Raw genomic sequence first — 14,647 nt, 5'->3', positions numbered from 1 at the left:
GCACGACTTCTATCCTTTGTCGCGGGTGCGTCCGGCATCCGAGGGATCCAGCTCGACAAAGCAGCTGCCTCCCCGGTCTGTCCGGGGGTGGATTCCGGTGCGAGCCGGGAACCCAACCGACGTCCGGGCTTCGCCGAGGGCCAAGAGCGCCCCTGCCTGCGCCGGGCGCGCCCACCGCAGGACGGCCGGGGCAGATTACCCGGGCTGCGGATGGGCAATGGGCCAGACATGAAAGCTATCGCACTGGACGAATACGGCGACGCTGACGTGCTGCGCCTTCGTGACCTGCCGGACCCGGCGGTCGGTCCGGACGTCGTCCGGATCCGGGTCCGGGCGGCCGGGATCAACCCGGTCGACTACAAGATCCGGCAGGGCTATCTGCAGGGGGCGTTTCCGCACCACACGCCGCTGATCCCGGGATGGGACGTGGCGGGCGTGGTGGACGCGGTCGGCCCGGCGGTGACCCGGTTCGCGGTGGGCGACGAGGTCATGGCGTACGCCCGGAAGGATTCGGTGCAGCACGGGACGTACGCGGAGTTGGTCGGTGTGGCCGAGCCGGCGGTGGCCGCCAAGCCCGCATCGCTGGATTTCGTGCGGGCCGGCGGCCTGCCGCTGGCCGGCTTGACCGCGTTTCAGGCGCTGACCGCGGTCGACGTGGGGCCCGGCGACGTGGTCCTGGTGCACGCCGCCGCCGGCGGGGTCGGGCACCTGGCGGTGCAGCTGGCGCGGGCGCTGGGCGCGGCACGCGTGATCGGCACGGCCTCCAGCGCCAACCACGACTTCCTGCGCGGGCTCGGCTGCGAACCGATCGAGTACGGCGACGACCTGCCGGACCGGCTGGCGAAGCTGGTGGGCGGCGACGGCCGGGTCGACGCGGCACTGGACTTCGTCGGCGGCACGGCGTTGAGTCAGTCCCCGGCGATGGTGCGTGCGGCGGCCCGCCACGCGTCCGTTGTCGATCCGCAGGTCAAGGAGCAGGGCGGCCGCTACGTCTTCGTGCGCCCGAACGGCGCGCAGCTGGAGTCGCTCGGCGCGCTGGCGGACGCGGGCCGGTTGCGCGTGGAGGTGGCCCGCGAGTTCCCGCTGGCCGAGGCGGCGCAGGCGCAGCGCCTGCTGGAGCAGGGACACGTACGCGGCAAGGTGGTGCTCACCGTCGATCATTGACGGCGCCTGTCGAAGCGCTGAGCGCGGCGACGGCAGCGGCCACCGCGAGGACGGCGAGAGCCGGACCGTAGCCGCCGTTCCGGTTGAGCGAGGAGGCCATCAGCAGCGGGCTGGCGAATCCGGCCAGGCCCGCCACGCCGGTGACCACCCCGCTCACCCGGCCGATCATCGCGGGTGGTGCCACGGCGGCGACCTGGGCGAGAATGGCGCCGCTCGCGATGCCGAGCGCCACGGCGAGCGCCGGCAGCAGAATGGTCATCACCAACGGCAGCGGCGGCGTGTACGCCTGCGCCCCGGCGGCGACGGCGAGGACGGCCAGGGCAGCGGTCAGCGGCCGCCGGGGCTCGAGGCGATCCGCCAACCATCCGCCGACCGGTCGCATGAGCACGGCCAGGACGATGAACCCGGCCATCGCGTAGCCCGTGCGGTCGAGCGGCAGACCATAGGCGTTCGTCAGGTAGACGGGCAGGTATGTCGAGAACGTCACGAAGAGCGCGGACGTGACCGCGTTCCAGAGAGCGCCTCGTCGGGTGATCGGCAACCGCAGGGCGGTCCCGAGCCGGCCGTCCGGTTTCTCGCCGGGTGCCGTGCGGCGTGGGCCGTCGCGCACCGTCATGACGACGAGCACGCCGAACAGGCCCACCGCGACGGAGGCCACGACGAACGGGGCGGCGATGCCGTACGCCTCGACCAGGCGGACCGTGGTGAGCCCGCCGATCGCGCCTCCGCACAGACCCGTGCCCAGCACGCCGAGGGCCAGTCCGCGGCGTGCGCCGGCGAATCTGACACTGACGAACGGGACGGCGACGGCGAACATCGTGCCCGCGACGCCGAGGAGGCCGGCGCCGGCCAGCAGGCCCGCGGCGGAGCGATCCACGACCACCGTCAGCACCAGCAGGGCCGCCACCGTAGCCGCTGTCACCAGGAGGAAGGTGACGCGGGCACCGAGCCGGTCGGTCAGCGCCCCGACCGGGACTCGCGCCAGGGAGCCGACGACCACCGGTATCGACACGATCATCGCCTGTTGGACAGCGGTCAGCCCCAGAGTGTCGCGGAGCAGCGGCACCAGCGGCGCCAGCAGCGCCCACGCCCACGCGCTCAGCAGGTACCCGAAGGTGGCGACGGCCAGCATCGACCGAGCTCGTTGCCCGGCTGGTGTGTCCAGCGTTCGACCCGATCGCATGGCGTTCCCCCCTCCGGCATCGTTGTCCGCGCCCGCCGCAGGATCAACACCATTCCGGTGGCCGGATCGCCGAGAACGGCGGGCGAAGATCACATAGTGGATGGTTGCTGGCCGCCACCTTTCATGCTTCGCTGACGCCAGGCTGACCACGCCGATGACGGCGCGGGTCGGGGGGCCGGCAGATGTGACCGTCAAGGTCACAACACCGGGGTGAGGTGGTGGCCGCGATGCCGGACGTCGTGACGAACAGCCATGACCACGCCGACGAATCCCCCGTGGATTCCGATTCCCCGATGCCCCTGGTCGTCGCCAAGACCGCCCGGCCGTTGCTGGTGCGTGGCGGCATCGACCGCCCGCGCCTTCTTCACCTGCTCGACCGCACCACACGCAAGCCGTTGACCCTCGTCCGTGCCGGCGCCGGCTGGGGCAAGACCGTCCTGGTCTCGGCGTGGACGCACAGCCGAGCCACCTCGGTGGCCTGGCTCAGTCTGGACACCTACGACAACGATCCGCAGACGTTCTGGGCGTACGTGGTGGCGGCGCTGAGCGGCGCCGGTGCGCTGACAGCGGAAAATCCGCTGGTCGAGATGAGATCGGTGCCCCGCGACGAGCGGGAACGCGCCCAGCGGATGATCGCTGGGATCAGCCGGCTCCCCGACCCGACCGTGCTGGTGCTCGACGATTTCCATGTCATCGACGACCGGCAGGTCCTCGACGAGGTGGGCGTCCTGCTTCGGCATCCGCTGCCGTCGCTGCGGCTGGTCGTGATCACCCGGACCGAGCCCGAGCTGCCGTTGCACCGGTTGCGGGCGGCCGACCGTGTCGGCGAGGTCCGCGCCGACGACCTGGCCTTCACGACCGACGAGGCCACGACGCTGCTCAGCGACCACGGCCTCGATCTCGATTCCGGCGACGTGACCATGCTGCTGGATCGGACCGACGGCTGGGTTGCCGGCCTGCGCCTCGGCGCGACGTTCCTCGCCGGCGAGGCAGGCAGCCGATCGATCGCTGACTTCACCGGCGACATTCGTGGCGTCGACGGCTATCTGACCGACGAGGTCCTGGCCGGGCGATCGCCGCGGCAACGCCGGTTCCTGCTGGAGACCAGCATCAGCGAGCAGATGTGCGCCGGGCTGGTCAACGCCATCACCGGCGAGAGCGACGGGCAGCGGATGCTCGAGGACCTGGAGCTCGACAACGACTTCGTCACGCGGCTGGGACCCAAGCCCGTCTGGTTCCGCTACCATCACCTGCTCCGCGACGTGCTGCGGCACCGGCTGCACCTGGAGATGCCGGCGATGGTGCCCGGCCTGCACCACCGGGCAGCCCGCTGGTACGCGAGGAACAACTCGGTGATCGAGGCCCTGAGCCACGCGGTCCGCGGCGAGGACTGGACGTATGTCGGGCATCTGGTCACCGCGCAAGCCGGGCCGTTGATCCTCTCCACCCAGCGGGCGGCATTGGTCAGGATTCTTCGTCAGGTGCCCCGGCAGCAACTGACCTCGACGCCGGAACTGATGGTGTGCGACGCCCTCCTGCTGTTCCACATCGGTGACTACGACGCCATCCCGGCGCGCGTCGCCCGCATCCGGCAGCTGTTGCGCAAGCGGCCGGCCGCCACCCGTGACCCGGCCGAGGTCCTGCTCATGGCACTGCAGGTGGCCGGGGACCGGGCACTCGGTGACATGCCGGCTGTCGTCGACGTGGAGACCGAACAGCTCGCGCTGCTGGCCCGATCCCCGTACCTCGACGGCGCCGCGGCGGCCCAGTACCGTGCGATTGCGCTGAACAGCAAGGGTCTCGCCCTGATGTGGACCGGCGACGTGGTCCGCGGCGCCCGTGACCTACGCGCGTCCGCCGCCGCCGCCGAGGCGATCGGCGTCGAGCTGGCGCAGATCAACGCCACCGGCCACCTGGCTCTGCTCGAGATGCTGCACGGCTCGGTCAGCGAGGCCGCCCGGCTCGCCTATAGTGCCCGGGACCTCGCCGAACGTCGCGCGTGGCGCTACACCGTGCAGGCCGTCGCGGCGCATTTCGCGCAAGCCCTCGTGCACCTGGAGCGAGTCGACCCGGTCGCCGCGCAGGAGGTCCTGCAGCACGGTGTCCGCGCTCACGAGAGCGAGCCGGAGGCCGCTCAGCGGCTCGTCATGTTCGGCGTCCAGGCGCGGCTGGCGCTCGCCAACGGCCAGCTGGGCCGAGCACGTTCCTTCCTCGCCCAGGCGCGCCGCGACCGCAACACACGGACGTACGTTCCCGCCCTCGACCAGTGGTTGACGCTGCTCGACGCTGACGTCGACCTCGCCGGCGGGCAGCCCGACCGGGCCGAGCAGCACTACCGGGGCACTTCCGACGACGAACTCCCCGGTCTGGCGCACCGCGTCCGCCTCGCCCGGGCCGCCTTGGCCCAGGGCAATCCGCGCCGGGCCGAGCAACTGCTCACTGCCGAACCGGCCACTTCCGGGGAGACCGTCGCCACCGTCGAGGCCGGCATCGTCGGCGCCCTGGTGGCCGACTCGCGCGGTCACGCGACTCGAGCCGTGGATCTCCTCGCCGGCGCCGTTCGCCTGGCTGTCGACGAGGGAATCCGCCGGCCCTTCGTCACCCTGTCCAGCAATCGATTGACCGCCCTCTTCGACCGGATGCGGCTGCTCGGCCCGAGCAGCGCCGACATCATCGACGGCCTGCGGCCGGCCGGCCGACCGACCGAAGCCGCGCTGGCCGCGGAGAACCTCAGCGAGCGCGAAGCCGAGGTCGTGCGTTACCTGCCCACCATGTTGACCGCGGCTCAGATCGCCGCCGAACTCGGGGTGTCCGTGAACACCGTCCGGGCTCACTTGAGATCCATCTACCGGAAGCTGGGCGCCGAACGGCGCAGCGACGCCGTGGCACGCGCACGCGAGGCCGGAATCCTCTGACCTGGTCGGCGCTGGATAGGTTGGGCCGGTGCAGATACGCGACGCGGACGCCCGGGACCTGCCCTTCCTGGAGCGGATCCTGCTGGAGGCCTACAACTGGTCGGAGCAGCGGTTCACCCTCGACTGGCTGCGCGGCGACGAGATGGCGCGCCGCTACCTCGACGGGTTTCCCGGCGACGGTGACCTGGGCCTGGTGGCCCTGATCGACGACGCGCCGGTGGGTGCGGTGTGGGGCCGGGCGCTGCCGGCCGACCGGGCCGGATACGGGTTCGTGGCGCCGGACATTCCCGAGCTGACGCTGGGCGTCGTCCCGCAAGCGCGGGGGCGTGGCGTGGGATCGCGTCTGATGGCCGCCGTCATCGGCGCCGCTGAGCAACGCGGCATCCGGGGCCTGAGCCTCAGTGTCGAGGACGGCAACGCCGCCCGCCGCCTCTATGAGAGCGCGGGCTTCACGGTGGCCGGGCGCAACGGAGGGTCCGACACGATGGTGAGGTGGGGTTAGCCTTACCGCGTTTACGGGGTTCTGCCGCAGTGCTTCGCGGGCCTCACCGTTGATCTACTGAGGCCTATGCGATCTTCTGTTGCGGCCACGATCGGCGCCCTCTGCTGGGCCGCCGCCGCCCCGCTGTTCCTCGCCGCGAACGTCATCGTCGGACTCGCCTGGGACGACCCGGCTTTCAGCTGGGCGACCAACAACATCAGCGATCTGGGCAACGTCACCTGCGGCGTCTGGGACACGACCCGGCCACGGTACGTGTGCTCGCCCTGGCACGACGCCATGAACGTGGCCTTCGTACTGACGTCGGTCCTGCTGATCGCCGGGCTGGTGCTGACCTGGCGGATGTGGGGACCGGGACGAGGGGTCCGGTGGGCCCGATGGCTGCTGCTGGGCGGATCGGCCGGCCTGGGCCTGGCCGGGGCGTTCCCGGCCGACAGCAACGAGAACCTGCACGTGCTCGGCGCGCTGTTGGTCTTCCTGGGCGCGAACGCGGGCCTGCTGGCCGCGGGAACCGCCCGCAAGGGCACGCTGCCGGGCCGGATGCGGCCGGTCACGCTGACGCTCGGCGCGCTGGGGCTCGCGGGCAGCGTCCTGTTCATCGCCCAGCAGGGGCTGGGCCTGGGTGTCGGCGGCATGGAACGGGTCGCCGTGTTCCCGCTGCCCGTGTGGGCCTGCTACGCCGGCTGTTTCCTGTACCTGACAGCACGCAGGGACCGATCCCGGCAGACCCCGGACGACCGGGGTCTGCCGGAGCAGGCTCAGGGGGTGTAGCCGATCCAGGCGTACGCGCGGCTGGTGGCGTCGCAGTTGCCCTGCATGATGTTGGCGCCGGAGGACTTGCTTCCGGCGTACGGCACCAGGCACTTGCCGCTGCCCTCGTTGACGAGCATCGCACCGCCGTTGCCGGTGACCCGGGTCCAGCGCTGATAGGCGCTGTTGGTGCAGGCCGCCTGGATGATGTGGACGCCGGCGGCGTTGCTGGCACCCTCGACGGTCATGCAGCGGTCGCTGACGAAGCTGCGCATCTCCGCGCCGTTCCAGTACCAGTTCTGCGCGGACTTGCCGTCGCAGGCGGCCTGCACGATGTACGCGCCGTCGTTGAGGCTGGCGGCGTACGGCAGCACACACATGTTGCTGTTGACGTTGCGGAACCGGCCGACCGTGATGGCCCGCGCGGTCGGGGCGAAGTCGAACACCAGCCGCTGCGGGAGGAACTCCGTCGACTGGTGGACCTCGTTGATGCCGCGGACCCGGCCGGTGGACGCGTCCCAGTCCAGGTTCTGCGTCATGTCGGGCACCTGGGTGAGCACGCTCGTCGCCTCGCCGGCCGCGCCCTTGTGCACACAGGCCGGCTGGCGGTAGCTGTTGTTGTAGGTGGACGGGCACAGGCCGCTGATGAAGAACGACGCGCCGTCGTACGTCACGCCCTGCATCTTGTGCACCGGGGAGGTCCAGGCGGCCTGGGCGGTGCCGGCCGGCAGGCCGGTGGACAGGTTGAGCGGCCAGCTGATCAGGCGGCCGCCGGCCACGTCGGCGTTGTAGTACTCGTTGGTGAGCAGCGCGCCGCGGGACCGGTCGAAGCTCACCCCGTTCAGGCAGGGCGTGGTGCCGGTGGCCGGCACGCACGGCGAGCTGGTGGTCCGGTACGTGTAGCGCACCGGCAGCACGTAGTCGAAGCCGGCGAAGACGTTCGGGTACGCGGTGAGGTCGCCGAGGTCGACGATGTCGAGTACCCGCCCGCTGACGATGTAGAGCTTGTCGCCGTACCAGGTCACACCGTCGGCGTGGCCGGCGCGCTGCACGACGCCCGAGCCGGAGAAGACGACGAGCGCGACGTCGGCGTACGTCGGCGGGCTGGTGTTGCGGTTGGTGAACCGCAACCGAATCTGCGTGTCGTTGCTGTTGTGCCAGGAGGTGACCTCCCAGCGCACGGAGTTCCACCGGCCGTCACCGGCCGCGTCGTGCGGCACCGAGAAGCCCTGCGGGCTCCAGCCGTTGCTGCCGGTGTCGTCGGCGGAGTCCCAGCAGTAGCCGTTGGCGCCGACGCCCGGGTTGAACGGGGTGGGCCAGCACAGCCCGGCCTTGCCCGGCCGCTCGGCCATGGCGGGCGTGAGCGCGACCCGGCTGGCGTTGAGCGTCGCGGCGATCGTGGCGCTGTTGTCCGCCTGCAGGCTCAGGTTGAACCCGCTGGTGCTCGTCGCGGCGATGGTGGTCGAGGCGTGGGCGGCGCCGGCCGGGGCGACACACAGGGCCGCCACCGCGAGGAGCCCGGCACCGACGGCGCGGAGCAGCCGCAGCGCACGGCACCGCAGTCCATGATCGTCAATCTTCATTCACGAGAAGCTATCAACGGCTCTCCACCGTTTGTCCACCCCGTCCTCGGGTGCGAGGCTACGGAGCGGTTGGCCGTCATGGCTGATTATGGAACCACTGCGTTGCCGGGGTGCACTTTACTTGCGATCGGCGATTGGGGAAGCTGCGGGAATGGGTGAGATCTTTCCGATGCCGGCGGTGGGTGATCTCTTCACCGACATGCGCGGCGGTGACCGAAGGATGCGGGTCAGCTACCACGAGAGCCGGGGCGCGGTCGTGGTGTCGCTGTGGGCGGACACCGTGTGCCGGGGCACCTTCCAGCTCGCCGCCGGCGATGTCGCCCGGCTCGTCGCGCTGTTGTCGCACGTGGAGACGCCGGGCGGCCAGACCGGCAGCGTGGCGGAGGACACGGTCGCCGAGCCGTCGGCGCCGTCGCCGGACCAGACGGGTGACGTGAACCGGGCGGCGCTTCCGGTGGTGCGCGAGCCACGGGTCGCCTGACGGGCACCATGTGACCATGGTCGATACCGCTGCTCTGCTGGCTGCCTACGACGCGCAGATGCGCATGCCGTCCGGTGCTGTCCCGGCCGGCATGACCTACGAGCGTGACGGTCCGGTTCTGCGGATCGTGGGCGGGCACGTGGGACGGATCCGGGCACCGCGCGACGTCGGCATGACCGGCGCCGAGCTCGACCGGCTGATCGCCCGCCAGCGGGACTACTTCCGGGCCCGTGGCGAGGGCGTCGAGTGGAAGCTTCGGGCCCACGACCTGCCTGCGGATCTGCCCGAGCGCCTGGTCGGTGCGGGTTTCGTTGCGGAGGAGCCGTCAACGGTGCTGCTCGGCTTCGCCGAGCAGGTGGCCGCCGAGCCGGTGCTGCCCGACGGTGTCGTGCTGCGGCGGGTGAGCGAGGCCGAGGACCTGCGCCGGGTCGCCGACCTCTCGAGTGCGGCGCTGGGGGTCGACTGCTCCTGGGTCGCGGACGACCTCGGCGCCCGGGTGGCGGCTGATCCGGACCAGATCACCATCCTGGTCGCGCAGGCCGGTGAGCGGGTCGTGTGCACCGCCATCGCGGTGCGCGAACCGGGCACCGAGTTCGTCGCGCTGCTCGGCGGCGCGACGCTGCCGGGCTGGCGGGGACGTGGGCTCTACCGCGCCATGATCGCTGCCCGGGCGCGGGAGGCGGTCGCCCGCGGCTTCCGGCTGCTGCACGTCGACGCGTCGGCGGCCAGCGCGCCGATCCTGCGGCGGTGTGGCTTCCACGAGGTCACCACCTCGACGCACTATCAGTGGACGCCGCCGGCCTAGGTTCGCAGGGCCCGGACGGCGGTGGACGACATCGATGCCAGCTCCGGGCGGGCCGGCAGCCACAATGTCGTCACCCCGAGCGTTTCGTTGATGGCGGCGAGTTCGTATTCGTGCGGGAAGTCGGCCGAGTTGCGGACGCCGCGGATGATCACACGGCATCCGTGGTGACGGCAGTAGTCCACGGTCAGGCCGTGCCAGGCGGCTACCGAGACGTTCGCCCAGTCGGCCGGCAGCGAGCGCTGGATCTCCGTCGCGCGCGCAGCGGTTGTCCGGGACGGTCGTTTGCCGTGGTTGACGGCGACCAGCACGGTGACGTGGTCGAACATGCGGCGCGACCGGTCGACGACGTCGACGTGGCCCGGGGTGAAGGGGTCGAAAGTTCCGGGATAGACCGCTCGGGCCGGGCCGGGACCGCCGTCGGGCGCATCAGGCATCGGGCCAGAGTAGGGCCGCGCACGGGTTGTTGTGGAGACTCCGACCACGTCGCAGTCCTAAAATGAGACGCGTGAACCGCGACGACGATCGCCATTTCGACCTCGCCGCCCGGGAACGAGGCATCGAGGAGCGAGAGGAGCTCGTGCGCGACCGTGAGCAGGCCGCCGATCGCCGCGACTCCCTGGCCGAACAGCGCGAGGTTGAACTGGAGCAGCGGTGCACCGAGGCTGACCTCCGCGATGCGGCAGCGCGCAACCGCGCCACCCTCGCGGTGAAACGAGAACAGTTCCTCAACGAGCGTCAGCAGTCCGTCGACGAGCGCGAGCAAAGCGCCGACCGTCGGGAGGAAGCCGCCGACGAGCGGGAAGTGGCCGTGGACGAACGCGAGGCAGTCGCTGAGGAGCGGGAACGGCTCGCTGATCTGCGGGAGAGAGGCGCCGATGAGCATGAGCGAGTCGCCGATCAACGTGAGATCGACCTCGAACTACGTGACTGGGACAGGGGTTGACCGTCAACGGATTGCCACTCTCGGCGTCCATCAACACCGGCCGGCGAAGACCATGATCGACGGTCCTCTCCTGGAACGCGCCCAACAGCTGTGGGCCGGCCTCGCAGCTGAGCCTTCATCTCACGGCCGCGCGCCGGGCGCCTCGTGTGTGAGGCGCCCGGCGGCTGAATCCGTGTAGCTCAGTCGTCCAGGCCGGAGAGACGCCACAGGCGAACCTGGTTGTCGGCGCCGGCGGTGATCAGGCGTTTGCCGTTCGGGCTGATCCGCAGCGCCCACACCGCGCCGTCGTGCCCGGTCAGCGGCGCGCCTTCGAGGGTTCCGGTTGTCGTGTCCCACAGCCGGACGGTTCCGTCGTCGCTGCCGGTGGCCAGCAGGTTTCCGTGCGGGCTGAACCGCATGGCCCGCACCGGCCCGGTGTGACCCGTCAGCGACGCGGTGGCCGGCTCGCGGGACGCCGTGTCCCACAGCTGGACGGTGTTGTCGCCACCCGACGAGGTCGCCAGCAGCTTGCCGTCGGAGCTGAAGGTCAGGGCGAACACCGGCGCGGTGCTGCTGGTCAGCGGGGAACCCGCGGGTTCGCCGGTGGCCGCGTTCCACAGCCGTACCAGATTGCCGCCGCCGGAAGCGGCCAGCAGCTTGCCGTTGGGGCTGAAACTCATCGCGTGCACCGGGCCGGGGCTCACGGTCAGCGCCTCACCGACCGGCCGGCCGGTGCTGGTCCGCCACACCCGTACGGTGTTGTCGTCGCCGGCGCCGGCGGTGGCGAGCAGGTCACCGTCCGGGCTGAACACGACCGACCGGACGGCGCCGGGGTGACCGGTCAGGGTGCGCACCAGCTTCCCGGTGGCGGGATTCCACAGCCGGACCGTGCCGTCGTCGCCGGCGGTGGCGACCAGGTCCCCGTCGGGGCTGAAGGTCACCGAGCGCACCGGCCCGACATGGCCGGTGAACGCCGGCCCGGACCGCTGCCCGGTCTCGGGGTCCCAGAGCGCCACTTCACGGTCGCCGGCGATGGCGAGCAGCTTGCCGTCGGGGCTGTACCCGATGGAGTTGATGGTGCCGGCGTCGGCGTCGAGCGTTGCTCCGATGCGGCGGCCGGTCGCCGTGTTCCACTGCTTGACCGTCCCGTGGCTGGCGGTGGCGAACACCTTCCCGTCGGGGCGCAGCATGATGATCCCGGACATGCCGGGCAGGACGCTGCGGGTGCCGGCACCGGCCGTGGCCTGGCCGAACGCGCCGAGCGCGGGTTGCGGGTCGGCATGGGCGGCGGTGGTGACGCCGGTCGGTGCCAGCAGTCCGATCATGGCCACGGCGACGGTGCGGCCGGCCCGGCGCCGCAGGACGCCGAACGGAGAGTCACTGTACGCGCCTTTACGATCTCTCTCGGTAGTCACACGGGCACCGTAGCGACCCTGATCTCCAGTATTCGGCCGGTCGGCGGCCGTTCATCCTGCCGAGTTGCCCTCTACCGGTCCTCCGCCTGCACGACGGTCACCGCGGTGCCCAGTTCGACGGTGCGGGAGACGGTGCACAGCCGGTCGTGCGACATCTGGAGGATCCGGGGCAGCGCCTCGCGCGCCCGGTCGCCGTCCGCGCCCTCCGGGAAGGTGACGGCGAACTCGGCCACGATGTTGCGCATCCGGTTGCCACCGGTCTCGTCGCGGATCTTCTCGCCGCTGACCCGGACGGTGAACCCGGTGGGTTCGGCGCGCCGGCTGGTGACCAGGTCGACGTCGACGGCGGTGCAGCCGCCGATCGCGGCCAGCAGCAGCTCCACCGGGGTGAAGCTGTCGTCCTCGCCCGAGCCCAGCGTGATCTGCCCGCCGCGCGCGTTGCGCAGGACGTACTGACCGGTGCCGGTGCGGTCCATCGCCACCGAACGGAGGTTGTCATCGCTCATGATGATCAACCTATCGGCCTGGCCTAGTCTGGCGCTCATGGCCATCGACCTGACCGCCCTGCGGGCGCACTTCCCCTCCCTCGATCACGGCCTCGCCTTCTTCGACGGCCCCGGTGGGACGCAGACCCCGCGCCCGGTTGCCGAAGCCATCGCCGCGACGCTGACCGGCCCGCTCTCCAACCGGGGTTCGGTCAGCGCCTCCGAGCTCAACGCGGAACGCGCCGTCACCGGGTTCCGGGCCGCCTACGCCGACCTGCTCAACGTGCCCGCCGCCGGCGTCGTCCACGGCCGCAGCGCGACCCAGCTGACCTACGACTTCTCCCGCCACCTGGCCAAGAGCTGGCGGCCCGGCGACGAGATCGTGCTCAGCCGCCTGGATCACGACTGCAACGTGCGCCCGTGGATCCAGGCGGCCGAGCGGGCCGGCGTCACCGTGCGGTGGATCGAAATCGACAGCAAGACCACCGAGCTGGACCTTGATTCGTACGCGGGGGTGCTCTCCGCTCGCACCCGCCTGGTGGCGGTCACCGCCGCGTCGAACGTGCTGGGCACCAAGCCGCCGGTGCGCCGGATCGCCGACCTGGCGCACGAGTGCGGCGCCCTGGTGTACGTGGACGGCGTGCACTACGCCGCGCACGAGCTGGTGGACGTGCCCGCGATGGGCGCGGACCTGTTCGTCTGCTCGCCCTACAAGTTCCTCGGACCGCACTGCGGGGTGCTCGCGGCCGCGCCGGAGCTGCTGGAGACCCTCCAGCCGGACAAGCTGCTCCCCTCCTCCAACGCCGTGCCGGAGCGCTTCGAGTTCGGCACCCTGCCCTACGAGATGCTGGCGGGCGCCACCGCCGCCGTCGACTTCCTCGCCGCGATGGATCCGGGTCCGCAGCCCGGCCGCCGCGAGCGGCTGGCGCACTCGCTGAGTTCCCTGCATGAGCACGAGAAGACGCTGCGCGCGAGGCTGGAGGACGGTCTGCGGGCGCTCGGTGACACCGTCACCCTGCACTCCCAGGCGGCCGACCGCACCCCGACGCTGCTGATGAGCCTGGAGGGCCGCGATGCCCGCCAGGCCCAGCTGCACCTGGCCGCGCGCGACGTCCTGGCGCCCGCCGGGTCCTTCTACGCCTACGAGCCGTTCACCGCCCTGCGGTTGACCGACCCCGCCCTGCGGGTCGGCCTGGCGCCCTACAACACCGCCGACGAGGTGGACCGGTTCCTCGACGGTCTCACCTCCTTCCTCAGCACGACGCCGCCCGGACCGGCGTGACTGCCACCACAGCACTTGCCTCTGACGTCAGCGTCAGGTTTTACCGTTTCCGGCATGCAGGCCTCCGGAGCAACAGCTCTCGTCACCGGCGCCACGGTGCTGCGGCTCGACATCACCGGCCCGCAGACGATCGCGGCCGCCGCTTCTATCGCTAGCTCGTTAAGATCCGGCTGCCGCCGGATCAGCCACGGGAGAGTTCGTGAGACGTACGCTGTTCCTCCTGCTCGTCCTCGTGCTCAGTGGTGGCTGGCTGCTCCTGGCGGCCGGTCCCGACCTGCGCCGTGAGCACGTCACCTCGGCCGGGGTGCCACTCGAGGAGGTGCATCCGCCGGCGGACGGGCCGCACCCGGGTGTGGTCGTCGCGCACGGCTTCTCCGGGTCCGCGAAGCTGATGGCCTCGTTCGGCGACTCCCTGGCGGCCCGCGGTTATGTGGTCGTCCTGCTGGACTTCACCGGCCACGGCGCCAACCCGCGACCGTTGCCGGACGAGGCCGCGGGCACGCCGGGCTCCACCGCGGCGCTGCAGCGTGACCTGGACGTGGCGGTGGCGCACCTGCGCTCGCTGCCGGACGTCGACGCCTCCCGCATCGCGCTGGTCGGGCACTCGATGGGCGCCGGCGCCGTCACCCGCTACGCCGCCGCCCGCCCCGACGTGACCGCCACCGTGGCGATCTCGCTGCCGGACGCGGGTGTCGCCTCCGGCGATGGTCCCGCCCGGTTGCTCACCGTGGTGGGCGCTCTGGAGTTCCCCGATTTCCACGCGGCCGCCACCAGCGCCGCCGCCGACCGCGCCGACCGTGCCGTGCGCGTCGTCCCCGGGGTGGAGCACATCTCCGTCCTGTACTCCCCCGAGACCCACCGCGAGACGGTGGCGTGGCTCGACAGCGCGTTCGGCGGGCCGCGCGACGACGGCGCGATCCCGTTCCCCGGCCGGCGCCTGATCGGCGCGGCTCTGCTGGTGCTGGCGTTCCTGCTCGGTTTCCATCCGCTCGCGGCCGTGCTCGCCGGCCCGGGCAACGACCCCTGGCCGCGGTTCGCCCGGCCGGAGCGGCTACCGCGGGCGGGGACGGCCCGGGTCGTCGCGGTGACGGCGGTGGCCGCGGTGGCCGGGGCGGTGGCGGCCCGGTTCCTGCCCACGACCGCCCTGCCGCTGGCGATCGCCG

Annotated in this window: 14 protein-coding genes; 9 read left to right on the top strand and 5 right to left on the bottom strand. The window is 71.6% G+C overall.

The genetic code is table 11. From position 1 onward, the window contains the following. Nucleotides 1-228: 228 nt before the first annotated feature. Nucleotides 229-1,164: an NADP-dependent oxidoreductase gene (locus AB0F81_RS27470; RefSeq protein ID WP_360201742.1), complete on the top strand. Its 936-nt coding sequence runs from the start codon at nt 229-231 to the stop codon at nt 1,162-1,164. On the opposite strand, the gene AB0F81_RS27465 is transcribed toward AB0F81_RS27470, so the two are convergent. Then, on the bottom strand, nt 1,148-2,296 hold the full coding sequence (locus AB0F81_RS27465; RefSeq protein ID WP_360201741.1) for an MFS transporter: 1,149 nt from the start codon (nt 2,294-2,296) through the stop codon (nt 1,148-1,150). The genes AB0F81_RS27470 and AB0F81_RS27465 overlap by 17 nt on opposite strands. 344 nt (nt 2,297-2,640) lie before the next feature. Between AB0F81_RS27465 and AB0F81_RS27460 the strand changes: the two genes are divergently transcribed. The 3 genes from AB0F81_RS27460 (at nt 2,641) to AB0F81_RS27450 (ending at nt 6,532) form a co-directional block, all read left to right on the top strand. Next, nucleotides 2,641-5,262 (top strand): LuxR C-terminal-related transcriptional regulator, encoded by a 2,622-nt coding sequence (locus tag AB0F81_RS27460; RefSeq protein ID WP_360201739.1) that lies wholly within the window; start codon nt 2,641-2,643, stop codon nt 5,260-5,262. A 28-nt stretch (nt 5,263-5,290) separates the two neighbouring features. Further along, nucleotides 5,291-5,764: a GNAT family N-acetyltransferase gene (locus AB0F81_RS27455; protein ID WP_360201737.1), complete on the top strand. Its 474-nt coding sequence runs from the start codon at nt 5,291-5,293 to the stop codon at nt 5,762-5,764. 66 nt (nt 5,765-5,830) lie between these two features. Continuing rightward, nucleotides 5,831-6,532, top strand: a complete 702-nt coding sequence (locus AB0F81_RS27450; protein ID WP_360201736.1) for a DUF998 domain-containing protein — start codon at nt 5,831-5,833, stop codon at nt 6,530-6,532. Here AB0F81_RS27450 and AB0F81_RS27445 read toward each other — a convergent pair. After that, nucleotides 6,520-8,094 carry an RICIN domain-containing protein gene (locus AB0F81_RS27445; protein ID WP_360201734.1) on the bottom strand — a complete coding sequence of 525 codons (1,575 nt, stop codon included), beginning with the start codon at nt 8,092-8,094 and terminating at the stop codon, nt 6,520-6,522. The two genes, AB0F81_RS27450 and AB0F81_RS27445, sit on opposite strands and share 13 nt — an antisense overlap. A gap of 151 nt (nt 8,095-8,245) precedes the next feature. Between AB0F81_RS27445 and AB0F81_RS27440 the strand changes: the two genes are divergently transcribed. Further along, entirely contained in the window at nt 8,246-8,575 is a 330-nt protein-coding gene (locus tag AB0F81_RS27440; protein WP_360201733.1) for a hypothetical protein, read from the top strand. Nucleotides 8,576-8,591: 16 nt separating this feature from the next. Then, complete coding sequence (locus AB0F81_RS27435; protein ID WP_360201731.1) at nt 8,592-9,380, top strand: GNAT family N-acetyltransferase; 789 nt, start codon at nt 8,592-8,594, stop codon at nt 9,378-9,380. Here the strand turns inward: AB0F81_RS27435 and coaD are convergent. Further along, nucleotides 9,377-9,814 carry a pantetheine-phosphate adenylyltransferase gene (coaD, locus tag AB0F81_RS27430; protein ID WP_360201729.1) on the bottom strand — a complete coding sequence of 146 codons (438 nt, stop codon included), beginning with the start codon at nt 9,812-9,814 and terminating at the stop codon, nt 9,377-9,379. The two genes, AB0F81_RS27435 and coaD, sit on opposite strands and share 4 nt — an antisense overlap. Before the next feature lie 71 nt (nt 9,815-9,885). On the opposite strand from coaD, the gene AB0F81_RS27425 reads away from it, so the two are divergent. Further along, entirely contained in the window at nt 9,886-10,323 is a 438-nt protein-coding gene (locus tag AB0F81_RS27425) for a hypothetical protein (RefSeq protein WP_360201728.1), read from the top strand. A gap of 179 nt (nt 10,324-10,502) precedes the next feature. Here AB0F81_RS27425 and AB0F81_RS27420 read toward each other — a convergent pair whose 3' ends face one another. Both AB0F81_RS27420 and AB0F81_RS27415 read right to left on the bottom strand, forming a co-directional pair. Beyond that, on the bottom strand, nt 10,503-11,717 hold the full coding sequence (locus tag AB0F81_RS27420; protein WP_360201727.1) for a WD40 repeat domain-containing protein: 1,215 nt from the start codon (nt 11,715-11,717) through the stop codon (nt 10,503-10,505). Nucleotides 11,718-11,788: 71 nt separating this feature from the next. Beyond that, on the bottom strand, nt 11,789-12,223 hold the full coding sequence (locus AB0F81_RS27415; protein WP_360201725.1) for an OsmC family protein: 435 nt from the start codon (nt 12,221-12,223) through the stop codon (nt 11,789-11,791). A gap of 37 nt (nt 12,224-12,260) precedes the next feature. Between AB0F81_RS27415 and AB0F81_RS27410 the strand changes: the two genes are divergently transcribed. Continuing rightward, nucleotides 12,261-13,484 carry a cysteine desulfurase-like protein gene (locus AB0F81_RS27410; protein WP_360201723.1) on the top strand — a complete coding sequence of 408 codons (1,224 nt, stop codon included), beginning with the start codon at nt 12,261-12,263 and terminating at the stop codon, nt 13,482-13,484. A gap of 199 nt (nt 13,485-13,683) precedes the next feature. After that, on the top strand, nt 13,684-14,647 hold a 964-nt coding region (locus AB0F81_RS27405; protein WP_360201721.1), incomplete at its 3' end, for an alpha/beta fold hydrolase.

Origin of the sequence: Actinoplanes sp. NPDC024001, from assembly GCF_040638955.1 — a bacterium.
In the GTDB taxonomy this organism is placed as follows: domain Bacteria; phylum Actinomycetota; class Actinomycetes; order Mycobacteriales; family Micromonosporaceae; genus Actinoplanes.
The sequence above is the reverse complement of the archived record's forward strand: the minus strand, read 5'-3'. Positions and strand labels throughout refer to the sequence as shown.

Bases quoted from the DNA above. Each gene is read 5' to 3' on its own strand.
- AB0F81_RS27470 (WP_360201742.1), top strand. From the start codon at position 229: ATGAAAGCTATCGCACTGGACGAATACGGCGACGCTGACGTGCTGCGC.
- AB0F81_RS27465 (WP_360201741.1), bottom strand. From the start codon at position 2,296: ATGCTGGCCGTCGCCACCTTCGGGTACCTGCTGAGCGCGTGGGCGTGG.
- AB0F81_RS27460 (WP_360201739.1), top strand. From the start codon at position 2,641: ATGCCCCTGGTCGTCGCCAAGACCGCCCGGCCGTTGCTGGTGCGTGGC.
- AB0F81_RS27450 (WP_360201736.1), top strand. From the start codon at position 5,831: ATGCGATCTTCTGTTGCGGCCACGATCGGCGCCCTCTGCTGGGCCGCC.
- AB0F81_RS27445 (WP_360201734.1), bottom strand. From the start codon at position 8,094: ATGAAGATTGACGATCATGGACTGCGGTGCCGTGCGCTGCGGCTGCTC.
- AB0F81_RS27440 (WP_360201733.1), top strand. From the start codon at position 8,246: ATGGGTGAGATCTTTCCGATGCCGGCGGTGGGTGATCTCTTCACCGAC.
- AB0F81_RS27435 (WP_360201731.1), top strand. From the start codon at position 8,592: ATGGTCGATACCGCTGCTCTGCTGGCTGCCTACGACGCGCAGATGCGC.
- coaD (WP_360201729.1), bottom strand. From the start codon at position 9,814: ATGCCTGATGCGCCCGACGGCGGTCCCGGCCCGGCCCGAGCGGTCTAT.
- AB0F81_RS27415 (WP_360201725.1), bottom strand. From the start codon at position 12,223: ATGAGCGATGACAACCTCCGTTCGGTGGCGATGGACCGCACCGGCACC.
- AB0F81_RS27410 (WP_360201723.1), top strand. From the start codon at position 12,261: ATGGCCATCGACCTGACCGCCCTGCGGGCGCACTTCCCCTCCCTCGAT.